The sequence below is a fragment of the Sinorhizobium sp. genome, from assembly GCF_059070375.1.
The window spans coordinates 786,717-804,152 of record NZ_JCACWC010000002.1; the positions used below are offsets into that span (position 1 = coordinate 786,717).

Below are 17,436 nucleotides of genomic sequence, written 5' to 3' on the forward strand. Positions count from 1 at the left end.
AGGGCGAATGGCACGACAAGTCATCAAGTACAGTCCAAGCTCACGACGATGTGACCTTGCCTGAAGGTCGGCTACATCGATGCTCGGGGTTCATTCCCTCCAGATCGCAACATCGACGGGTTTCAGCGTGCGGCCGCCCAGGTAGAACTCGGCCGAGGGCCCTGCGGGCACCTCCGCGGGGATCCGGCCGAAATTGAAGGCGAAACGGAGATTGCCGCGGCGCGTCACGCGAAGATCGCCGAGGTCGGGCAGGCTTTCCAGTCCAGCCCAGCCGAGCGCGTCGCCGATCACCTTGTCGAGCAATGCGCCGTTGGCCGCAACGGCCAGATAGCGTGCCTTGTCGTTGCCGACGAGCGCCGGAGCGCCGTTGCGATACTCCCCGTCGAAGCTTGCGAGAACGGTCTCGTTCGTCCTTACCGTCTCGCGCCAGCCGGCCGCCTGATAAGCCTCGTTGCCGTAGAGAACGGTCTCGCTATGAAACTCCGGCAGCGACTCGACCCGCGAGACGCTGATATCGATGAGCTTCGCCAGCGGTCCCGGCGGCAGTCCCTCGGGGATGTGCATGTCCTTCGTCTTGCTGCCGCTGCGCGCGCCGAAGACCACCTTGGCGTCCGCTCGCGCGAGCCGCTCGACGAAAGCCTCCTCGGCAATGACGAGATCCGGCGCGAGGATCAGCTTGTATCCGTCGAGGTCCGAGTGCTGGCCTATGAAATCCACATCGACGCCCAGACGAGCCGCCGTCGAATACCAATCGAGCGCAACCGCCGAAGCGGAATAGCTCCGCCCCTGCGGCAGGACGCGTGTCGCCCAGCGCGATTCGTAGTCGAGAAGGATCGCGACTTGCGCCTTGCCACGCACCTCTCCCCCGGGCAGGCGCTTCATTTCCGCGACGACTTCGGCGACTTCAAGATAGCCCTGATCCGCCTCGCTGTTTGGAAGAAGGAGGCCCGCGTGAAACTGTTCCTGCGCGAAAGGCGCCTGGCGCCAGCGGAAATAAGAGACCATGTCGACCCCATGGGCATAGGCGAGCCAGGTCCAGAGCCGAACCATGCCGTCGGCCGGCGACTGGTTGTGCGCCGCCCAGTTCACGGGCCCCGGCTGCTGCTCCATGACCCAGACGCGGCCGCGGCCGACGGCTCGGTAGAGGTCGTGGTTGAAGGCCGGCTGGTCGGGATCCCCCACCCGGAGATAATGCTCCTTGTCCTTCGCTGCGAGCCGCCCGTTGAGCAGGCCGCCCATCGGGTAGACGTCCCAGGAGGCAATGTCGATGTCCTCGCCGACGGAGTAATGGTCGAAATCGGTATTCTGCGACATGAAGTTGTGCGTCACCGGACGGCCGGGCGAATGCGCCCGGATAATATCGACCTGGACCTTGTTGAAGCTCTTCACCTGATCGGAAGAGAAACGGATGAAATCAACACCGTGGGTCGGGCTCGGCTCCTCCACCAGGCTGTTCGGCAGATCGATTTCCTCAAAGCTGTTGTAGTTCATCGACCAGAACGCCGTGCCCCAGGCGCGGTTCAGTTCCTCGATCGAGCCGTAGCGTTCGGCCAGCCACAGGCGGAATGCCCTCACCGCTTCGGCGGAATAGCTGTAGATCGTGTCGTGGTCGCCATATTCATTGTCCGTCTGCCAGGCATGGACATAGATGTGTTCGCCATAGCGGCGCGCCATCGCCTCGGTGATGCGCGCCGCCTCGGAGCGGTAGCGCCGACTCGAGAAGCAATAGTGGCGTCGCGCGCCGAATTTACGCACCGTCCCCGTCGCATCCACCGGCAGAATGTCGGGATAGCGGTCCACGAGCCATTTCGGCGGGGCCGCCGTCGGCGTGCCGAGGATGACCTTGAGGCCGGCCTTGCCCAGAACGTCGATCGCTTCGTCCAGCCATTCCCAATGAAATTCGCCCGACCGCGGCTCTATCTTCGCCCAGGCGAATTCGCCGATGCGAACCCAGGAGAGGCCGAGCTCGATCATCCGCCCGGCGTCTTCCGCCCATTTCTCGTGCGGCCATTGTTCGGGGTAGTAGCACACGCCGAGTTCGAGCTTGTCAGGCGTCCGAAGGTCGGAGTTGAAGCGATTGGGGCTCGTCAGCGGCATGTGCAAGGTAAAGTCCTTTGTCGTTTTTCTGGATCGGCGGCGGACGCACGTGGCGAGCAGGCGCGACACGGCCGGAGGGAAATTAAACGTTTATATTAACCGGCGGCCTCGATGGCGGATTGGTCGCTCATAGCTTCGGCCTCAGTCGGTCGTCCGAGCGCTCGATGAGGTCCGGCATCAGGAGCGTCTGCAGGGCTTCAGGCGGCTCTCCCTCCATCCGCCGCAGGATGAATTTGCCGAGCAGCGCGCTCGGCTCGCCGATCGGCAGGTAGTAGCTCGTGATCGGCGGTGCGAAATACTGGCTGACGTTCAGGTCGTCGGTCGCGTTGATGACCGCGTCACGCCCATGCACCAGCCCGCGCGCATGGAAGCCGGAAAAGGCGCCGAGCGCAGTAGCTTCGTTGGCACAGATATAGGCGGTGGGAGGATCGGCGAGCGCAGACATGGCCACCACATTCTCCCTACCGAATGCGGGCGTCAGCCGACCATGAGCGACGAGCGCGGCATCGTAGGACAGGCCTGCCTCTTCGAGCGCTTTGCGATAGCTTTCCAGGCGAACGACACCGTAGGTGAACTGCTCTTTCGGATTGAGCAGCGCGATGCGCCTGTGGCCACGCTCGATCAGCCGCGCCATGGACAGGCGGATCATCTGTGCGTTGTCGGCGTCGACATAGGCGTGCGGCGCATTGTGGATGCTCATGCCGTAGGTCACGAAGGGGAACTCCGCTTCCTGCATCAACCGGATACGCGGATCGTCGGCGCGCGTGCCCGAAATGATGATGCCGTCGGCCTTCTTCATCGCAACGATCTGCCTGATCGTTTCCTGGCTTTCCTCGAAGTCGCGCACGGCGTAGAGCGAGACGCGATAGGGGCTTTCTTCCAGCGCCCAGGAAATACCGCTGAGGAGCTGCGCATATTCCACGCCCTCCCATTCGTTTTCCTTCGGGCCCGGCGCCGTCATGATGGCGGCAACCTGATAAGTCTTGCCGGTGCGCAGCTGCACGCCATGTAGATTGAGCTCGTAGCCCACGCGCTCGGCCGCATCGAGCACGATGGCCCTCGTCTCCGGGCGAACCTGCGGAGAATGCTTCAGAGCCTTGGAGACCGTCGCAATCGACAGTCCCGTCTCCCGCGCTATCGTCTTTATGGTCGGTCGTTGCATGACGGCTTCAACTCTTCACCGGTTTTCGTCGCGGAGGGATGGCGCCAGCAGCAGGTAGACTGCAGACGTCCAGGCGAATGCCCGATCCCGAAGGCCCCTGCCCGAGCGCGCGTCGAAGTTTTCGGCCATACCGTGTGCATTGGCAAGTGCACAGAACCTCTGCGCGATTTCCCGCGCCAATGCACCCTCGCCCTGGCGGCGCAGTCCGTCCCAGAGGAGATAGGTCGTCGGCGCCCAGATAGGCCCGCGCCAATAGCCATCGTCCTCGTAATAGGAACTCCGGGGGCTTTCCGTCGCCGGGCCCCAATCGGTAATAAATGCGCCTTCGACCAGCCGGGCGACGAGCTGGCGGCACATCGCTGCCGGCAAGCGGGAGCCCAGCAGCAGCGGCATGAACTGGATCAGACTATCCCCAGGGAGAATTCGTTCTGGGTCGGCGGCAAGACGCGCGGCAAAAGTCTCGCCGGTCCAGAGCGTGCCGACGAGGAGCGCTTGAAGTTCGTCTGCGGTGCGAAGCCAGCGGGCTGCCTTTTCCGGATCGTCCTCCAGCAGGTTGGCAAGCGCCTCGCAGGCCAGGATGAGGAAGACCGGAAGGTCGGGTGACAGAACCGGGCCGCCTTCGGCAAAAAAACTCGCATTGTCCCAGCCGCTGTCATTGCCGTGGAAGTAGCTCGGCAGCACGCCGCCGCCCGCGCGGCCGTGGGTCAGCCAGTAGGAGACCTGCCTGCCGATCGCATCGCGCAGATAGGCCCGTCGCTCCGGTGTCAGGAAGGCGGGATTTTCGCGCGCCAGGCAGGACACGGCCCAGCCGTGAACCGGGGGCTTGGTGAAGGCGAAGAGCGCTTCGCGGTCGTTCACGTAGTCAGGCAGCAGGCCGGAAGCGTCCTGATGGTCGAAGATCGCTGCGAACTGGTCGAAGGCGAGCTCTTCGTCGAAGCCGGCCACGCCAAGTGCCGAAAAGGCATTGTCCCAGCTCCAGATGTTGATCATGGCGTTTTTCGACATGTAGATCGCCGGCCGGGTCAGCACGCCTTCGGCCGGCACGGTATTCGCCCAGAGGAGATAGGCCGCGAGGCGTTGCGCTTCCTCCTGTCCGGGGACACCCGCCGGGATCGATCGATACCAGGCGCTGAACTCGGCTGCGACGGCTGCATGCGCCACCTCGAAGCTGCCGGGGCTTTTCGGCGGCGGGAGGGCGCGAAAGAAATCGACATTGCCCTCGAATGTCCCCTCGCCCGAGAGCGTGAAGGAAACGTCGGTGGACCGGTCCCTGTCCCATTTGCCGGAAACGGCCAGATCACCGAGACAGGCCCGCGGAATGAGTTTCACGTTCTCACTTGCTGCCACGAGACAGTATTCGCCGCCGGGCGTGCGGTAGACATAATCGTAGCGCGATCCTTCGACATGGAAACGCACGCCTGCATTTTCGCCGCGAATGTGCAAGCGTTCGCCGTCTCCGATGACGAAGCGGACGATGCCCTCGCCGGTCCGCGCCACAAGCTGGTCCGGCGACAGTTCGAAGCGCGCCGCCGCCGGTCGGCCGTTCCCGTCCAGCAACTCGACCCGGCACAGCCGTCCAAGGGAAGGACGCTCATCGCCGCCGCTGACGCATCTGAGATAAAGCGCACGCTCGCCGTCGCGCCCGGGAACACGCATGGTCGACAGCGTCAGGAAGCGCCCCTTTCGGCTGAAAGGAACATGGTCGATGTCGAACAGCATCGCCTATCCCTTCACCGAAGAGCCGACGGCTCCATCCATGATATAGCGCTGCGCCAGGAAGAAGAGGGCGAGCGGCGGAAGGCAGAGGATGACGGTGATCGCCGCGATCGAGGTGACGTCGATCTCATGCAGGCCCTTGAACATCGAAAGCCCGAGGGTGAGCGTGTATTTCGACTGATCGTTGAGGAAGATCAGTGGCCCCAGATAGTCGTTCCACGCATTCATGAAATGGAAGGTACCGACCAGCACCAGGGCCGGCAGCATCAGAGGCAGATGGATGCGCCAGTAGATGTCGAAACTGTTGGCACCGTCCATGCGGGCAGCCTCGTCGATCTCCATCGGTATCGTCATGATGTATTGGCGGAGCAGGAAGACGAAGAAGGCGTCGGCGAAATAGGCCGGCACGATCAGAGGTTTGAGCGTGTTGATCCAGCCCAGCATGTTGAATTCCATGTAGAGCGGGATCATCTTCACGTCCCAGGGTATCATCATGGTCGCGAGCAGCAGCACGAACAGGGCGTCGCGTCCGGGAAACCGGAAGCGGGCGAAGCCGAAGGCGACGAGCGAGCTCGACAGAAGCTGGCCGAGCGTCGAAAGGACGACGACGATCAGCGAGTTCGAAAGATAGGTGCCGAAGGGCTGCTTGTTCCAGGCGGCTGCGAAATTCTCCCAGTGCCACTCGGACGGCCAGAGGACCGGTGGGAACTGATATAGCTCCGCCGTGCTTTTGACCGCCGTCATGAAGGTCCAGTAGAACGGCGCGATGAACAGGGCGGACAGCAGGATCAGCGTCGCATAGAGGACTGTCTTACGCATCGCGGTCTCCATCGGCCGGCCGGACCTCGCCCTCGTAATAGACCCATGCGGCGGACCAGCGCATGACGACCAGGCTGAGTGTCAGCACGATCGCGAACATCACCCAGGAGCCCGCGGCGGCATAGCCCATGTCGAAATATTTGAAGGCGTTGTCGTAGATGTACATGGCAAAGAAATAGGTGGAGCCGAGAGGGCCGCCCTTCGTCAGCAGAAGCGCTATCGTCAGCTGCTGGAATGCGGAGATGATCGAGGTGATGAAGGTGAAGATCAGCATCGGCCCGAGCATCGGCAGGGTGATGAACAGCATCTGCGCCCAGCCCGGAACGCCCGAGACGGTCGCGGCCTCATAGAGCTCTTTCGGAATGGCCTTGAGACCGGTCAGAAGGATCAGCATCGTACCGCCGAGGCCCCAGAGGCTTGCGACGATGATGGCGACGAGGGCCAGGCTGGGATCGCCGAGCCAGTTCGGTCCATCGATGCCGACGAGCGACAGCATGAAGTTCAGCAGCCCGTATTCCCTGCTGTAGATCCAGCTCCAGATCGTCACAAGCGCAACGCCCGAGATCACGCTCGGCAAATAGAACACCGTGCGAAAGAAGCCGCTGGCGAAAGTCGCATGGTGCAGCAACAGCGCCAGCAGAAGCGACATGACGATGTTGAACGGCACGTAGATCGCCGCGAACTTCACCGTGATCCAGAGGCTCTCCCGGAATTGCGGGTCCTCCATGAACATGGAGCGGTAGTTGTCGAGTCCGACGAAGGTGCGCTCGCCGACGACGGGCCAGTCGAAAAAGCTCATCGTCAGCGAGAAGCAGAGCGGGCCGAGGGTGAAGAAGAGGAATCCGAGGATCCATGGGGAGATGAACAGGAAGGGCGCAAGATGCCGTCCGGCATTCGCTCGTCTGCGCCGAACGACCTCCACCTTCGGTCCAGCATGGGCAGCCATGTCCATCCCCCGCACTCCTTACTTCAGCAGGCGCTTGGAGCGCTTGACCGCATCGTCGAGATGGGCCTTGGCATTGCCCTGCTCGATCATCGTCGCCTCGATGGCGCGCGCCAGATTGTCCTGGATCTTGCTCCAGTTGGCGTTCTTCAGATAGGCGTGCCTTTCGGTGTTGGAGGTGGCGAGAATATCGAAGAAAGGCTTGTAGACGGGGTCCTTCGTCATCCCTTTCGCCTCGGCCACGCTCTTGCGCACCGGCAGGTCGTTGACGCGCATCGCGACCGACTCGGGCGAGGAGAAGAATTTCACGAATTCCCAGGCGAGGTCGGGATGGGCGGCGTCCTTGGCGATGGAGATCGCCGAAACGCCGAGTGCCGAATGGGCGGGGCGGTCGCCGAATGTCGGCAGCGGTGCGACGCCATAGCTGAAGCCGGCGGCATCGATATCTGCCTTGTCCCACATGGCGCTCTGGAGCATGGCGATCTTGCCGCCCTGGAACAGCGTGTCACCCCCCGTTTCGTCTCCGAGGTGCAGTGTCACGGCTTCCTCTTTCCGGGCCATGTCGGCGAACATGCCGAGCACCGCGGCAGCCGCGTCGCTGTTCATGTAGCCGTCGATCTCCTTGCCGTCGTCCGAGATGTATTTCGTGCCGTTCGACCAGAGGAACTGCTCGAAATCATAGGGGTCCGGCTTGGCGTCGACGGCGAACCCGTAGACCTTGCCGGCCTTGTCGCGGAACTTGGCTGCCTTGGCGCGCAGATCGTCCCAGGTCCAGCCCTCCTTCGGCTCTTCCACACCCGCCTTTGCGAACATTTCCTTGTTGTAGAAGACCACCTGGGTGGTGAAACCCGAGGGCATGCCGTAGGTCTTGCCTTCGATACGCGCCGTGTTCATCAGGCCTTCCGGAAAATCGTCCGGCTTGATCTCGGCCGAGTCGCGCGCGATCAGCTCATCGAGCGGCATCAGCGACGTGTAGTATTGCGGGAAGTTCCACATATACATGACATCGGGCGGATTGCCCGCGCCGAAGGCGGCGACGAGCTTCTGGTCGTAGCCCTCGGCATAGGGCTCGACTTGAACCTTCACGCCCGGGTGCTTTGCTTCGAATTTTTTGGCGATGGCCTGCTGGATGGCAAGGCTCTCGCCCGTGTCCCAGGTCGCGAAACGCAAGACCTCCTCTGCGCGCGCAGTCGCCGCGCCGGCAACCGACAGGGCCAGAAGCGATCCGATGATCGTCGTTTTCATATCAGGCATGTCTCTCCTCCAAAACCGGCGCACGCGCGCCCCTTGCCTTCTCGTTATCGATAAGTGCCTTCGTCTCCGGATCGAGCCGCCTCGCGATCGCCGTGCCTTCTGCATCGAACAGATGGCAGTGCTCGGGGGGAAGGCGGAGATGAACTTGATCTCGGCTCGCGACGGGATGGGTGCCGCGCACCACAGCAGTCAGATCACCACCGCCCTCGACACGGATGTGAACGTGACTTTCGGTGCCGAGCCGCTCGACGAGCCTCACCGTGCCAGCGAGATGCGCCTCCTCCGGCGAGGTCAGTTCGAGTTTGTCGGGGCGAATTCCCAGGGTGACCGGACGAACCCGGTCGATCGGTTCGGACGAACCCGTATCGAGTGTCACCGGCCGCGATAAGCCGCCTCCGGCAAGCGTCACGCCGGTTGCGCCCTGATCCGCGACACCCGCCGGCAGGAAATTCATCCGCGGCGAGCCGATGAAGCCGGCAACGAAGATATTTGCCGGACGGTAGAACAGTTCGAGCGGCGTGCCGAACTGGCTGACGCGTCCCTTGTCGAGCACCACGACCCGGTCCGACAGAGTCATGGCCTCCACCTGGTCATGCGTCACATAGATCATCGTCACGCCGAGGCGTTCGTGCAGCGACGCCAGTTCGACGCGCATCGTCACCCTTAAACCGGCATCGAGGTTGGAGAGCGGCTCATCAAGCAGGAAGAGCTTCGGCTCGCGCACGATCGCCCTGCCGATCGCCACACGCTGGCGCTGGCCGCCGGAAAGCTGGCGGGGCTTGCGGTCCAGGAGCTCCGTGATCCTCAGAATCTCGGCCGCATTGTTGACACGCCGCTCGATCTCGTTTCGCTTCATGCCGTTCAGCGCAAGGCCGAAGGAAAGATTCTTGCGCACGTTCATATGCGGATAGAGCGCGTAGTTCTGGAAGACCATGGCAATGTCGCGCCTGGCGGACGGAAGATCGGTGATGTCGCGCTCGCCGAGGCGGATCGATCCCCCGTCGAGATTTTCAAGTCCCGCGATCGAGCGCAGGAGCGTGCTCTTGCCGCAGCCGGACGGCCCCAGAAAGCAGACGAACTCGCCGCTGGCGATCTCGAGATCGATGCCCTTCAGAATTTCATGCGAGCCGAAGGACTTGCGAAGATTGTCGATGCGAATAGCGGCCAAACTCTCCTCCCGACAGGCGGCGGATCAACTGCCTGCTCGTCAGCCTGTTAAACGTTTTTATCAGAAATAAAAACGTTTAACTTAGTTGTAAAGGGAAAACTTTCGTCAGCCGGCCTCTACCCGTGCCAGCACCGCGTCGAGGGCATCGAGGAAACGGTCGCAATCGTCCGCGCTGAAGGGCGCGGGCGGCTTGATCTTCAGTACGTTGTGCTGCCGTCCCTCGCTCGACAGCAGGATGCGGTGCCTGTCCTTCATCTCGGCAATGACGAAGTCGAGCTCCGCTGCGGCCGGTTCGAGGGTGTCGCGATCGCGCACGAGCTCGATGCCGTTGAAGAGACCATAGCCGCGCACGTCGCCGATGATCGCGTGGCGGCTGGCGAGTTCGCGCGCTCCATCCATCAGACGGTTTCCGACGACCGCGCAATGGTGCATCAGGCGCTCGTCGCGGATGACGTCGAGTACAGCGAGGCCGATCTCGGCCGATACCGGATTTCCGCCGAAAGTGTTGAAATATTCCATTCCGTTTGCAAAGGCCGCAGCAATCGCCTCGGTGGTCACCACAGCCGCCATCGGGTGGCCGTTGCCGATCGGCTTGCCCATGGTGACGATGTCGGGCACGACCGCTTGCGTCTCATGCGCCCACATGTGACTGCCGACGCGGCCGAACCCCACCTGAACCTCGTCCGCGAGGCACAGCCCGCCGGCCGCACGCACATGCGCATAGGCCTCGCTGAGATAGCCATCCGGCAGAACCAGTTGGCCGCCCGTGCCGAGAATGCCCTCGCTGAAGAAGAGCGCGGGTTTGCGCCCTTCCGCCGCCAGCGCATCGATCTGCCGCTGCACATCCCCGGCATATTTGCGCCCCGCGTCCGTATCGCCATAGCGATAGCGTCCCCGATAGAGGTCCGGCATCTCGGCAACCCGCACATGCGCAGGCCGCCCTTCCCCGCCCTTGCCCGCGAATTTATAGGGACTGACATCGATCAGGCTCGTCAGATGGCCGTGATAGGCGTGATCGACGGTGATGACGTCGCGGTTGCCGGTATAGGCGCGCGCCAGCCGGATCGCGAGATCGTTGGCTTCGCTGCCGGAATTGACGAAGAAGCAGACGTTCAGCGGATCAGGGAAGAGCGCCGCAAGCCGTCGGGAATATTCCACCAGACTGTCATGCAGATAGCGCGAATTGGTATTGAGCCGCGCCATCTGCATCTGCGCCGCCTTCACGACGCGTGGATGGCAATGGCCGACATGGCAGACATTGTTGACCATGTCGAGCCAGCGCCCACCCTCGTCATCGATCAGGTAGGCGCCCTCGCCGGCGACGATCTTCAGAGGCGCCGCGCCGTAGGCGATGCTTAAGGAACGACCGATGCGGCGCTGGCGTTCGCGCACCAGGAACGCCTTGTCGCACTCGACGATCACCGACGCCGGAACGGAAAGGCCGAGCACGACGCTCGGATCGGGGCTGATCTCCCGCCAGACCTGCCACTGCTCTCTGACGCCGACGCCGTGCATGCGGCCCTCGAGGCCGAGATGATCGGTGACTATCTGGAAATGCAGGTGCGGAACCCAGCCGCCGTTTTCGGCGCGATCCCCCAGGGTCGCGAAAGCTTCGCCCCTGGCGACCGGCTGGCCGATCGAAAGCCGTGAGGCGCTTTCACGGGAGAGATGCCCGTAGAGCGTCCAGAACGTGTCGCCCTCGCACGTCGTGTGTTCGAGCAGAATTGTCGGCCCGAAACCGTAAGGGACCGCGTCGTCATGGTAGAAGGCGACCTTGCCGGCGCAGGGTGCATGCACCGGCTCGTTGGCGGGAGCGAAGAGATCGATGCCGAGGTGAATCGTGCGCCGCAGGCTTGCAGTCGCCTGGTAGGCGTCACCCTTGTAGACCGCTCTGTCCTCCCCGTAGAGGCCAAGGCCGAAATCCGCCCCCTCCGCCTGAATATGTGCTTCGATGCGCGCTTGCGCCACGTCCTTGTCGAGACCTAGCCAGTTCTCCGAGCTGTTCGCCGAGAAATCGAAGACGGCTGCCTTCGGTCTTGCAATGCCCGGCTTGATGACGCCCGAAAAATCATGCGCATTGCGCTCCAGCCACCGCACCACCCGTGCGGCCCTCGGGATGGGTGCAAAGCCGCAGGCGTCGCGAAGGCGGGCGATGGCGAACGAGCGGTTCTCTTGCTCGAGGCGTCTCAGTTCGCGCCAGACGTCCTCCTGGCTGACGAGCAGATAGGCGTTCTCGGGGTCGTCGCGGATCTGCCTTGCCGCCATGCACATGCTGACGGCGTAGCGGGTGCGCACGAGATCGAAGATCATCTCGGCCTCCGTTTCGCCGAGCCGATTGACGCCGTGATAGGCGCCCGCCAGCCGCGCGATGGCGCCGATCGGATCCGGCGAACCGATCAGCGCATAGGCTGAGGCGACGGCCACTTCCACCACCCGATAGCTCTCGACCATATCGCCGAAGTCGAGCAGTCCGCTGACGCAGCCGTCGGCGCCGACGAGCACGTTATAGTCATTGGCATCGTTGTGGATGACCTGCCGGGGGCACGCCGCAAGGCGCGGCAGCACGGTGGAGACGAAGTGATCGAGGATCGCGCGAACCGCGCTCCGCTTCTCCACATCCTCGATCAGATCGACGTTGGCGAGGTGCATTTCCGCCCGGGCGATATCCCAGGCGTACTCTCTCCTGGCGCCGGGATGAGAGAAACCGGCGAGGCTGCGGTCGAGCTTGCCGAGCAGCGCCCCAAGGGTCTCGACGCTGTTGCTCGAGCGGTTGGCGGCTCGTGCCCAGATCTCCCCGGGCAGCCACGTCAGCAGACGTGCGACACGCTCTCCTTTGAATTCGACGCGGGTGAACGAGGCGCCGAAGCGGCTCGGCAAGGCCTTCGAGACGGGCAGATCCGTCGCCTCGCGCGCGAGATGGTCGAGAACTGCAATCTGCATGTCGAGCTCCTCGGGCGCGCCGAGGGCATGCAGTTTCAGGAGGAACGCGCGACCGTCGCTCGCCTGAATACGGAAATTGAGATCGTGCTCGCCGGGCAGCGCCACGGTTTCTCCCGCGACGCCGTATTCGCGGGCAAGCAGCGCTTCGATTGCTTCGATTTCCTGCACGTTCTTGAACTCGCTCGTCGTCATCGTCCCACTCGCTTCACCACGATACCGTTCTTCCGTCGAAGGCCCGGAAGCTGCCGCTCTCGGCGAGCCCGGCCCTGTCGATGATCGCCTTCAGGCCGGCGGCGCTTTCCGCAACCGGCACGCTCGCCTGATGGCCGCCCATATCGGTTCTGACCCAGCCGGGGTGGAGCGACAGCACGGTGACCCGGTGGGGATGCAAATCCTGCGCGAGCTTGACCGTGGCCATGTTCAGCGCCGCTTTCGAGCAACGATAGGCATAGTCTCCTTCGTCATCGTCGAGCGTGCCCTCGGCGAGCGATCCTGCGCGGCTGCTGATATTGGCGACGATGCGATCGCAGCCAGCGAGGAGATTTCCCAGCAGCGCCTGCACGACCAGGATCGGCGCCAGGGCATTGACGCGCATGACCTCCAGGAAATCCTCGGGTCTGACGGTCGACAGTCCGCCTGTGTCGCCGCGGACTCCGGCATTATTGATGAGGACATCGATCGGCTGCTCGCCGAGGCTTTCGGCAAGCGCCGCCATCGACCTCGCGTCCGTGACATCGAGTATCCGACGTTCGATGCCGGTTTCCCCATCCCTCGCCGACGGTTGGCGGACGCAGGCGATCACCTGCCAGCCGGCGGCTGCATATTGCCGTGCAAGTTCCTGACCCAGGCCCCGCGATGCACCGGTGATCAGCACCGTGCGCGGCCCCTCTTCCCGTCTCCTATCGATGCTTGATGTCATATTTCCGCTCGATCATGTTGATGAGGCTCGCCGCCGCGAGCGTCAGGAAGATGTAGAAGATGGCTGCCGAGTTATAGGGCGCAAAGGGCAGGAAACTCGCCGACTGGAACTCGCGCATGCGCTGGGTGATGTCGCGGATCGACAGAATCGACAGGAGCGACGTGTCCTTGAGGATCGCGATCAGCTCGTTGCCGAGCGGTGGAATGATGATCCGGAACGCCTGCGGCAGGACCACCAGCCGCGCCGTCTGCCACCGGTTGAGCCCGATGCTGCGCGCCGCTTCGATCTGGCCGACCGGGATGGCGTTGATGCCGGAGCGGAAGATTTCCGCCAGATAGGCGGAATAGGCAAGCGCCATGGCGGCGATGCCGCGCATCAGATTCGGCGGATCGAGCACGCCCTGCGTCACATCCTTCAACGCCCCGCTCAAGGGCAGGCCGACATAGAGCACGATCACCAGCATCGGAATGCCGCGGATCGTATCGACGACGAATTCCGAGCCGATCGCCAGGGGATGACGACGGTGCAGATAGCCGCCGAAGGTGAGCAGACCGAGGATGATTGCCAGGACGGCGAAAGTGATGCCTGCGGCCCGGTCTCGATCGTTCAGAGCCGCCGTTTCCCAAAGGAGCGGCAAGCCCCCGGGCACGGCTTCCGCCGGCAGAAGCGCGGCCCTCACCTCGTCCTTTTCCATCGCCGCGACTGCCTCCGCCGGGCCAAGGAAGGTTCGTACGGCCGCCTCTTCAGCGGGCGCGCCCGGATATTGGCCGAAGCGCACCGCGCCTATGAGGCCGGACGGCGTGTTGCTGACGATCGCGACCCTGCCGTCGAGCCGCCCCGCAAGCACATAGGCCGTGCGAGACTGCAACAGGAACCAGGCGGCGACGAGCACCAAGCCGAGGGTCGCGAGCGCGAAGAAGAGGCTGGTGCGCGCCGTATAATGCAACTGAAGCAATCCGACCCAGATGAGGCCGATGATCGCAGCGAGAAGATAGGCGGCAATGGCCGCGCGGACCGTGGTCGCCACGCCGGCGGCAAAGGCGATATGCGCAAGGAAGAGGATGAACAGGAGCCCCGTACCGTTGACGAGGCCGATGCTCCACGCTCCTGCGCGATGCAGGATGCTCTCCCGCGCAGATGCCTTGCCGGCACCGAAGAAAAGCATGGAGCCGAACAGGGTCAGCGCGAAATAGGCCGGAAAAAGCACGGCTTCGATGCCGCGCAGGGTCATGTCCGCGGCGTCCGTCAATCGCCGGGGGCTAAGCCCTTTCACGACGAGATCGGACGTGAAGGGATCGACGGCATTGGCGACGACCGACGCAAGGTAGGGATGAACCGCGTCGCTCAGAAGCAGGATGGCCGCCGCAGCGAGATTGAGCACGGCGGCAGCGAGCGCCAGCCGCGGCCGCGGCGCCTTGACTCGCGAAAAGACGAGAACGGCGATACCCGAGCCGAAGGCGACGAGCAGGGCAAGGAAGCCAGGTACGAAGGCGGACGAGCCGTTCTCGACTCCGAGAATGGCTCTCAGCGAACGTTGGTAGTCACCGGAGGAGGCGAAAAGATAGATGATGAACGGCAGCGCTGTCAGAATGATCAGATTGCTGGGCCGCACGGTTCTCAGGAACGACATTCATCCCTCCGGGGATTCTGCGCAGAAATTCGGCCCCGGAGCGCAGACCGCTCCGGGGTGTTCGGATGAGGTTACTTCACGCCCCAGTATTTGTTGACGAGCTGATCCAGCGTGCCGTCGTCGCGGATCATCTTCAGTCCTTCGTTGAAGGCGGCGACATTGGCATCGCCCTTGCGGAAGACGAGGCCGAGCGGATCGGATTCGAGGTCCCGGATCGCGACCACGAGTTCGCCGACGAACTCGCGTTCGTAAGCGGCAGCATTGGCTCCGTTGATGACGACGCCGTCGACATCTTTGTTCTTGAGCGCGATGATCGCGGCGCTGAAGCTGTCATAGGCGACGACGTTTTCTTTGCCGACCACCCCTTCGGCGACCTGCGCATCCGTGGTGTTGGCCTGGGCGGAAAGCTTCTTGCCCTTCGACTTGAAGTCCTCCAGTGATACGCCCTGGTCCTCGACCCGCATCAGCACCGCCTGGCTGTTGACGATGTAGGGATCGGAGAAATCCATGGCCTTCTTGCGTTCCTCGGTGATCGACACGCCCGAGGCAACGAGATCGAAGTTGCCCTGATCGAGCGCTGCGAAAATACCGTCCCAACCGGTGGTCACGAATTCCGCCTGGCAGTTGATCTTTGCGCAGATCGCATTCACCACGTCGATATCGAAACCGACGATCTGGCCGGTCGCGGGATCGACGCTCTCCATCGGCGGCGAGGTCGTGTCCGAGCCGACCTTCAGCAGCTTCCCGCCGAGATCGGCGGCCGACGCGCCGCCTGAGACGAGGGCCGCCATCGCAAGTGCAATTACGAGTGTTTTCACCTTGGTTCTCCTCCGTTGTGAATTCTTTTCCTACGCCGACTGCGCCAGGCGCCCGCCGAGATTGTCGGGCTGCCTCTCGATCAGCGTTGGCCTGAAAACCTGCTTCAACGTTTGCGCGTCCTCTCCCGCCATGCGCCGCAGCAGAAACTCCCCGAGGGTTCGCCCGAGTATCTCGATGGGCTGATAGAAGGTCGTGATCGGCGGCGTGAAATAGGCGCTGACATTGATGTCGTCATAGGCGACCACGTCGACATCGACGCCGATCCGCCGTCCACGCGAGCCCAGGCCCGAAAGCACTCCGAGCGTGGTCAACTCGTTGCTGCAGACGAAGGCCGTCGGCGGCCGCGCCGCGTCGAGAAGACCGAGCGCGCTCTCGCGGCCGAACTGGGTAGAGAGATCGCCTTCGGCGATCAGATCGTCGGACGGTGATAGCCCCGCCTCGCGAAAAGCCCGCATGAAGCCGTCCACCCTGTCCTCGGCGTAGGAGAGATGCCGGAGCGGATTGACGAGCGCGATCCGCCGGTGTCCGCCGGCAATCAGCCGGGCGGTCGCCGCATGGGCCGCCCATTCGTTGTCGATATCGACATGTGCGTAATCGAGGGGTTTCCGGCAGCGACCGAGAGAGACGAAGGGAAACCGGCTCTCGACCAGAAGATCGATGCGCGGGTCGTCGGCGCGTATGCCTGAGAATATCAGTCCGTCCGCCAGACCCTCATCGATGACCCGGCGCGCCGCCTCGCAGCCGTCCTCCACATTGCGCACGACATGGACCGACATGCGATAGTCGCTACCTTCCAGCGCCTGACTGATGCCGCTGAGTATCTGGGTATATTCGACGCCGTCCCATTCATAGTCGCGCGCAGCCGTTACCGGCATGAGCACGGCAGCCTGGCAGGTCCGGCCGGTCCTCAGCGCCATGCCGCGGGCGTTGGCACGATAGCCGATCTCCGCCGCGGCACGATGGATGAGTGCCTTCGTGGCCGGGGCAACCATGGGAGAGCCGTTGAGCGCCTTCGACACGGTCGCAATGGAATAGCCCGTGGCCTCGGCCAGAGCCTTGATCCCCGGCCGTGCGCGCGGCGACTGCGTGTTTTCCATGATCGGCCTCCCGACGAAAGCCGTATCAGCTGATAAAAACGATTTCAATGAAAAATATAAACGTTTTTATTCCGTGTCCGCATGAGTACATGCGATCGATGGAATATGTCGGCGGACGGAATTCTGGAGAATGGCTGCGCTACGAGACCCGGCGGTGCAACAGGATGCCAGGGAAACGAGCTCATGCCGATTACGGCGACGCCGGCAAGCGAACGCTCGTTTTCTTCGGTTTCTGTTTTCTACTTCTCGGTCTTGCCGACAAAATCCGCCGGGTTCTTGTATTTCACCGTTTGCAGATGCTCGCAGTAGAGCACCAGCTCGCCCTCGTTCTTGAAGACCTGGTAGCTGGCGCGAATGAGCCCGAGGTCTTTGTAACGGGGCGTTTTTTCCATGTTGGTCCGGATCGTGTAGATGGTGTCATCGATGAAGACCGGCTTGATGAACCGGAGCTTGTCGTAGCCATAGGAAAAGGCGTTGACGCAATTGGTGGCGACGAGGCCGAGACCGGCCGAGAACACGAAGGCGCCGGCAACGAGACGACGGCCGAAGATGCCTTCCCGCTCCGCAAACATCTGATCCTGGACATAAGGATGGATGTCGACGACCAGGGTGTTGAAGAGGTGGCTATCGCTCTCGCCAATCGTGCGGCGTAACGACCGGATGCGCTGACCGACGGGCCAATCCTCGTAGAACCAGTTTTCGGCGTTCCAGACCGGCAAGGCGGCATGGTCTTCCGGCATGTCGGCGGGACGTGTCGAAGAAACTCCGACGGTGGGCGTGAACTCATCCATGATCAGTACCTGCGTAAGAAGTCGGGATTATCGGAGCCGTTTCCGGCCTCTGCGCCACCATGGCGAAGAGGCTTATTCGTC

The 17,436-nt window shown here is 62.9% G+C and carries 13 protein-coding genes; all 13 read right to left on the minus strand.

Translation table 11 applies throughout. The features are described 5' to 3' along the window. Positions 1-90 precede the first annotated feature (90 nt). Entirely contained in the window at positions 91-2,103 is a 2,013-nt protein-coding gene (locus AC5J09_RS08215) for a beta-galactosidase (RefSeq protein ID WP_494297377.1), read from the minus strand. 121 nt (positions 2,104-2,224) lie between these two features. Beyond that, entirely contained in the window at positions 2,225-3,259 is a 1,035-nt protein-coding gene (locus AC5J09_RS08220; RefSeq protein ID WP_018098371.1) for a LacI family DNA-binding transcriptional regulator, read from the minus strand. A gap of 15 nt (positions 3,260-3,274) precedes the next feature. Next, complete coding sequence (locus tag AC5J09_RS08225; RefSeq protein WP_494297378.1) at positions 3,275-4,978, minus strand: amylo-alpha-1,6-glucosidase; 1,704 nt, start codon at positions 4,976-4,978, stop codon at positions 3,275-3,277. Positions 4,979-4,981: 3 nt separating this feature from the next. Next, positions 4,982-5,794 (minus strand): carbohydrate ABC transporter permease, encoded by an 813-nt coding sequence (locus AC5J09_RS08230; RefSeq protein WP_102762627.1) that lies wholly within the window; start codon positions 5,792-5,794, stop codon positions 4,982-4,984. Continuing rightward, complete coding sequence (locus tag AC5J09_RS08235; RefSeq protein ID WP_411922868.1) at positions 5,787-6,746, minus strand: carbohydrate ABC transporter permease; 960 nt, start codon at positions 6,744-6,746, stop codon at positions 5,787-5,789. The genes AC5J09_RS08230 and AC5J09_RS08235 overlap by 8 nt, the downstream gene beginning before the upstream one ends. Before the next feature lie 12 nt (positions 6,747-6,758). Then, entirely contained in the window at positions 6,759-7,991 is a 1,233-nt protein-coding gene (locus AC5J09_RS08240) for an ABC transporter substrate-binding protein (protein ID WP_494297379.1), read from the minus strand. Next, on the minus strand, positions 7,984-9,159 hold the full coding sequence (locus AC5J09_RS08245) for an ABC transporter ATP-binding protein (protein WP_494297380.1): 1,176 nt from the start codon (positions 9,157-9,159) through the stop codon (positions 7,984-7,986). Before AC5J09_RS08245 ends, AC5J09_RS08240 begins: the two co-directional genes overlap by 8 nt. Before the next feature lie 105 nt (positions 9,160-9,264). Continuing rightward, complete coding sequence (locus tag AC5J09_RS08250; RefSeq protein ID WP_494297381.1) at positions 9,265-12,291, minus strand: aminotransferase class III-fold pyridoxal phosphate-dependent enzyme; 3,027 nt, start codon at positions 12,289-12,291, stop codon at positions 9,265-9,267. A 13-nt stretch (positions 12,292-12,304) separates the two neighbouring features. Next, complete coding sequence (locus AC5J09_RS08255) at positions 12,305-12,973, minus strand: SDR family oxidoreductase (protein ID WP_102762506.1); 669 nt, start codon at positions 12,971-12,973, stop codon at positions 12,305-12,307. A 25-nt stretch (positions 12,974-12,998) separates the two neighbouring features. Then, entirely contained in the window at positions 12,999-14,648 is a 1,650-nt protein-coding gene (locus AC5J09_RS08260; protein WP_494297382.1) for an amino acid ABC transporter permease, read from the minus strand. Positions 14,649-14,719: 71 nt separating this feature from the next. After that, positions 14,720-15,466, minus strand: a complete 747-nt coding sequence (locus AC5J09_RS08265; protein ID WP_275599235.1) for a transporter substrate-binding domain-containing protein — start codon at positions 15,464-15,466, stop codon at positions 14,720-14,722. Between the two features lie 30 nt (positions 15,467-15,496). Continuing rightward, entirely contained in the window at positions 15,497-16,564 is a 1,068-nt protein-coding gene (locus AC5J09_RS08270; RefSeq protein WP_494297383.1) for a LacI family DNA-binding transcriptional regulator, read from the minus strand. 239 nt (positions 16,565-16,803) lie between these two features. Beyond that, positions 16,804-17,355: a MaoC family dehydratase gene (locus tag AC5J09_RS08275; protein WP_324763593.1), complete on the minus strand. Its 552-nt coding sequence runs from the start codon at positions 17,353-17,355 to the stop codon at positions 16,804-16,806. Between the last annotated feature and the right edge of the window lie 81 nt (positions 17,356-17,436).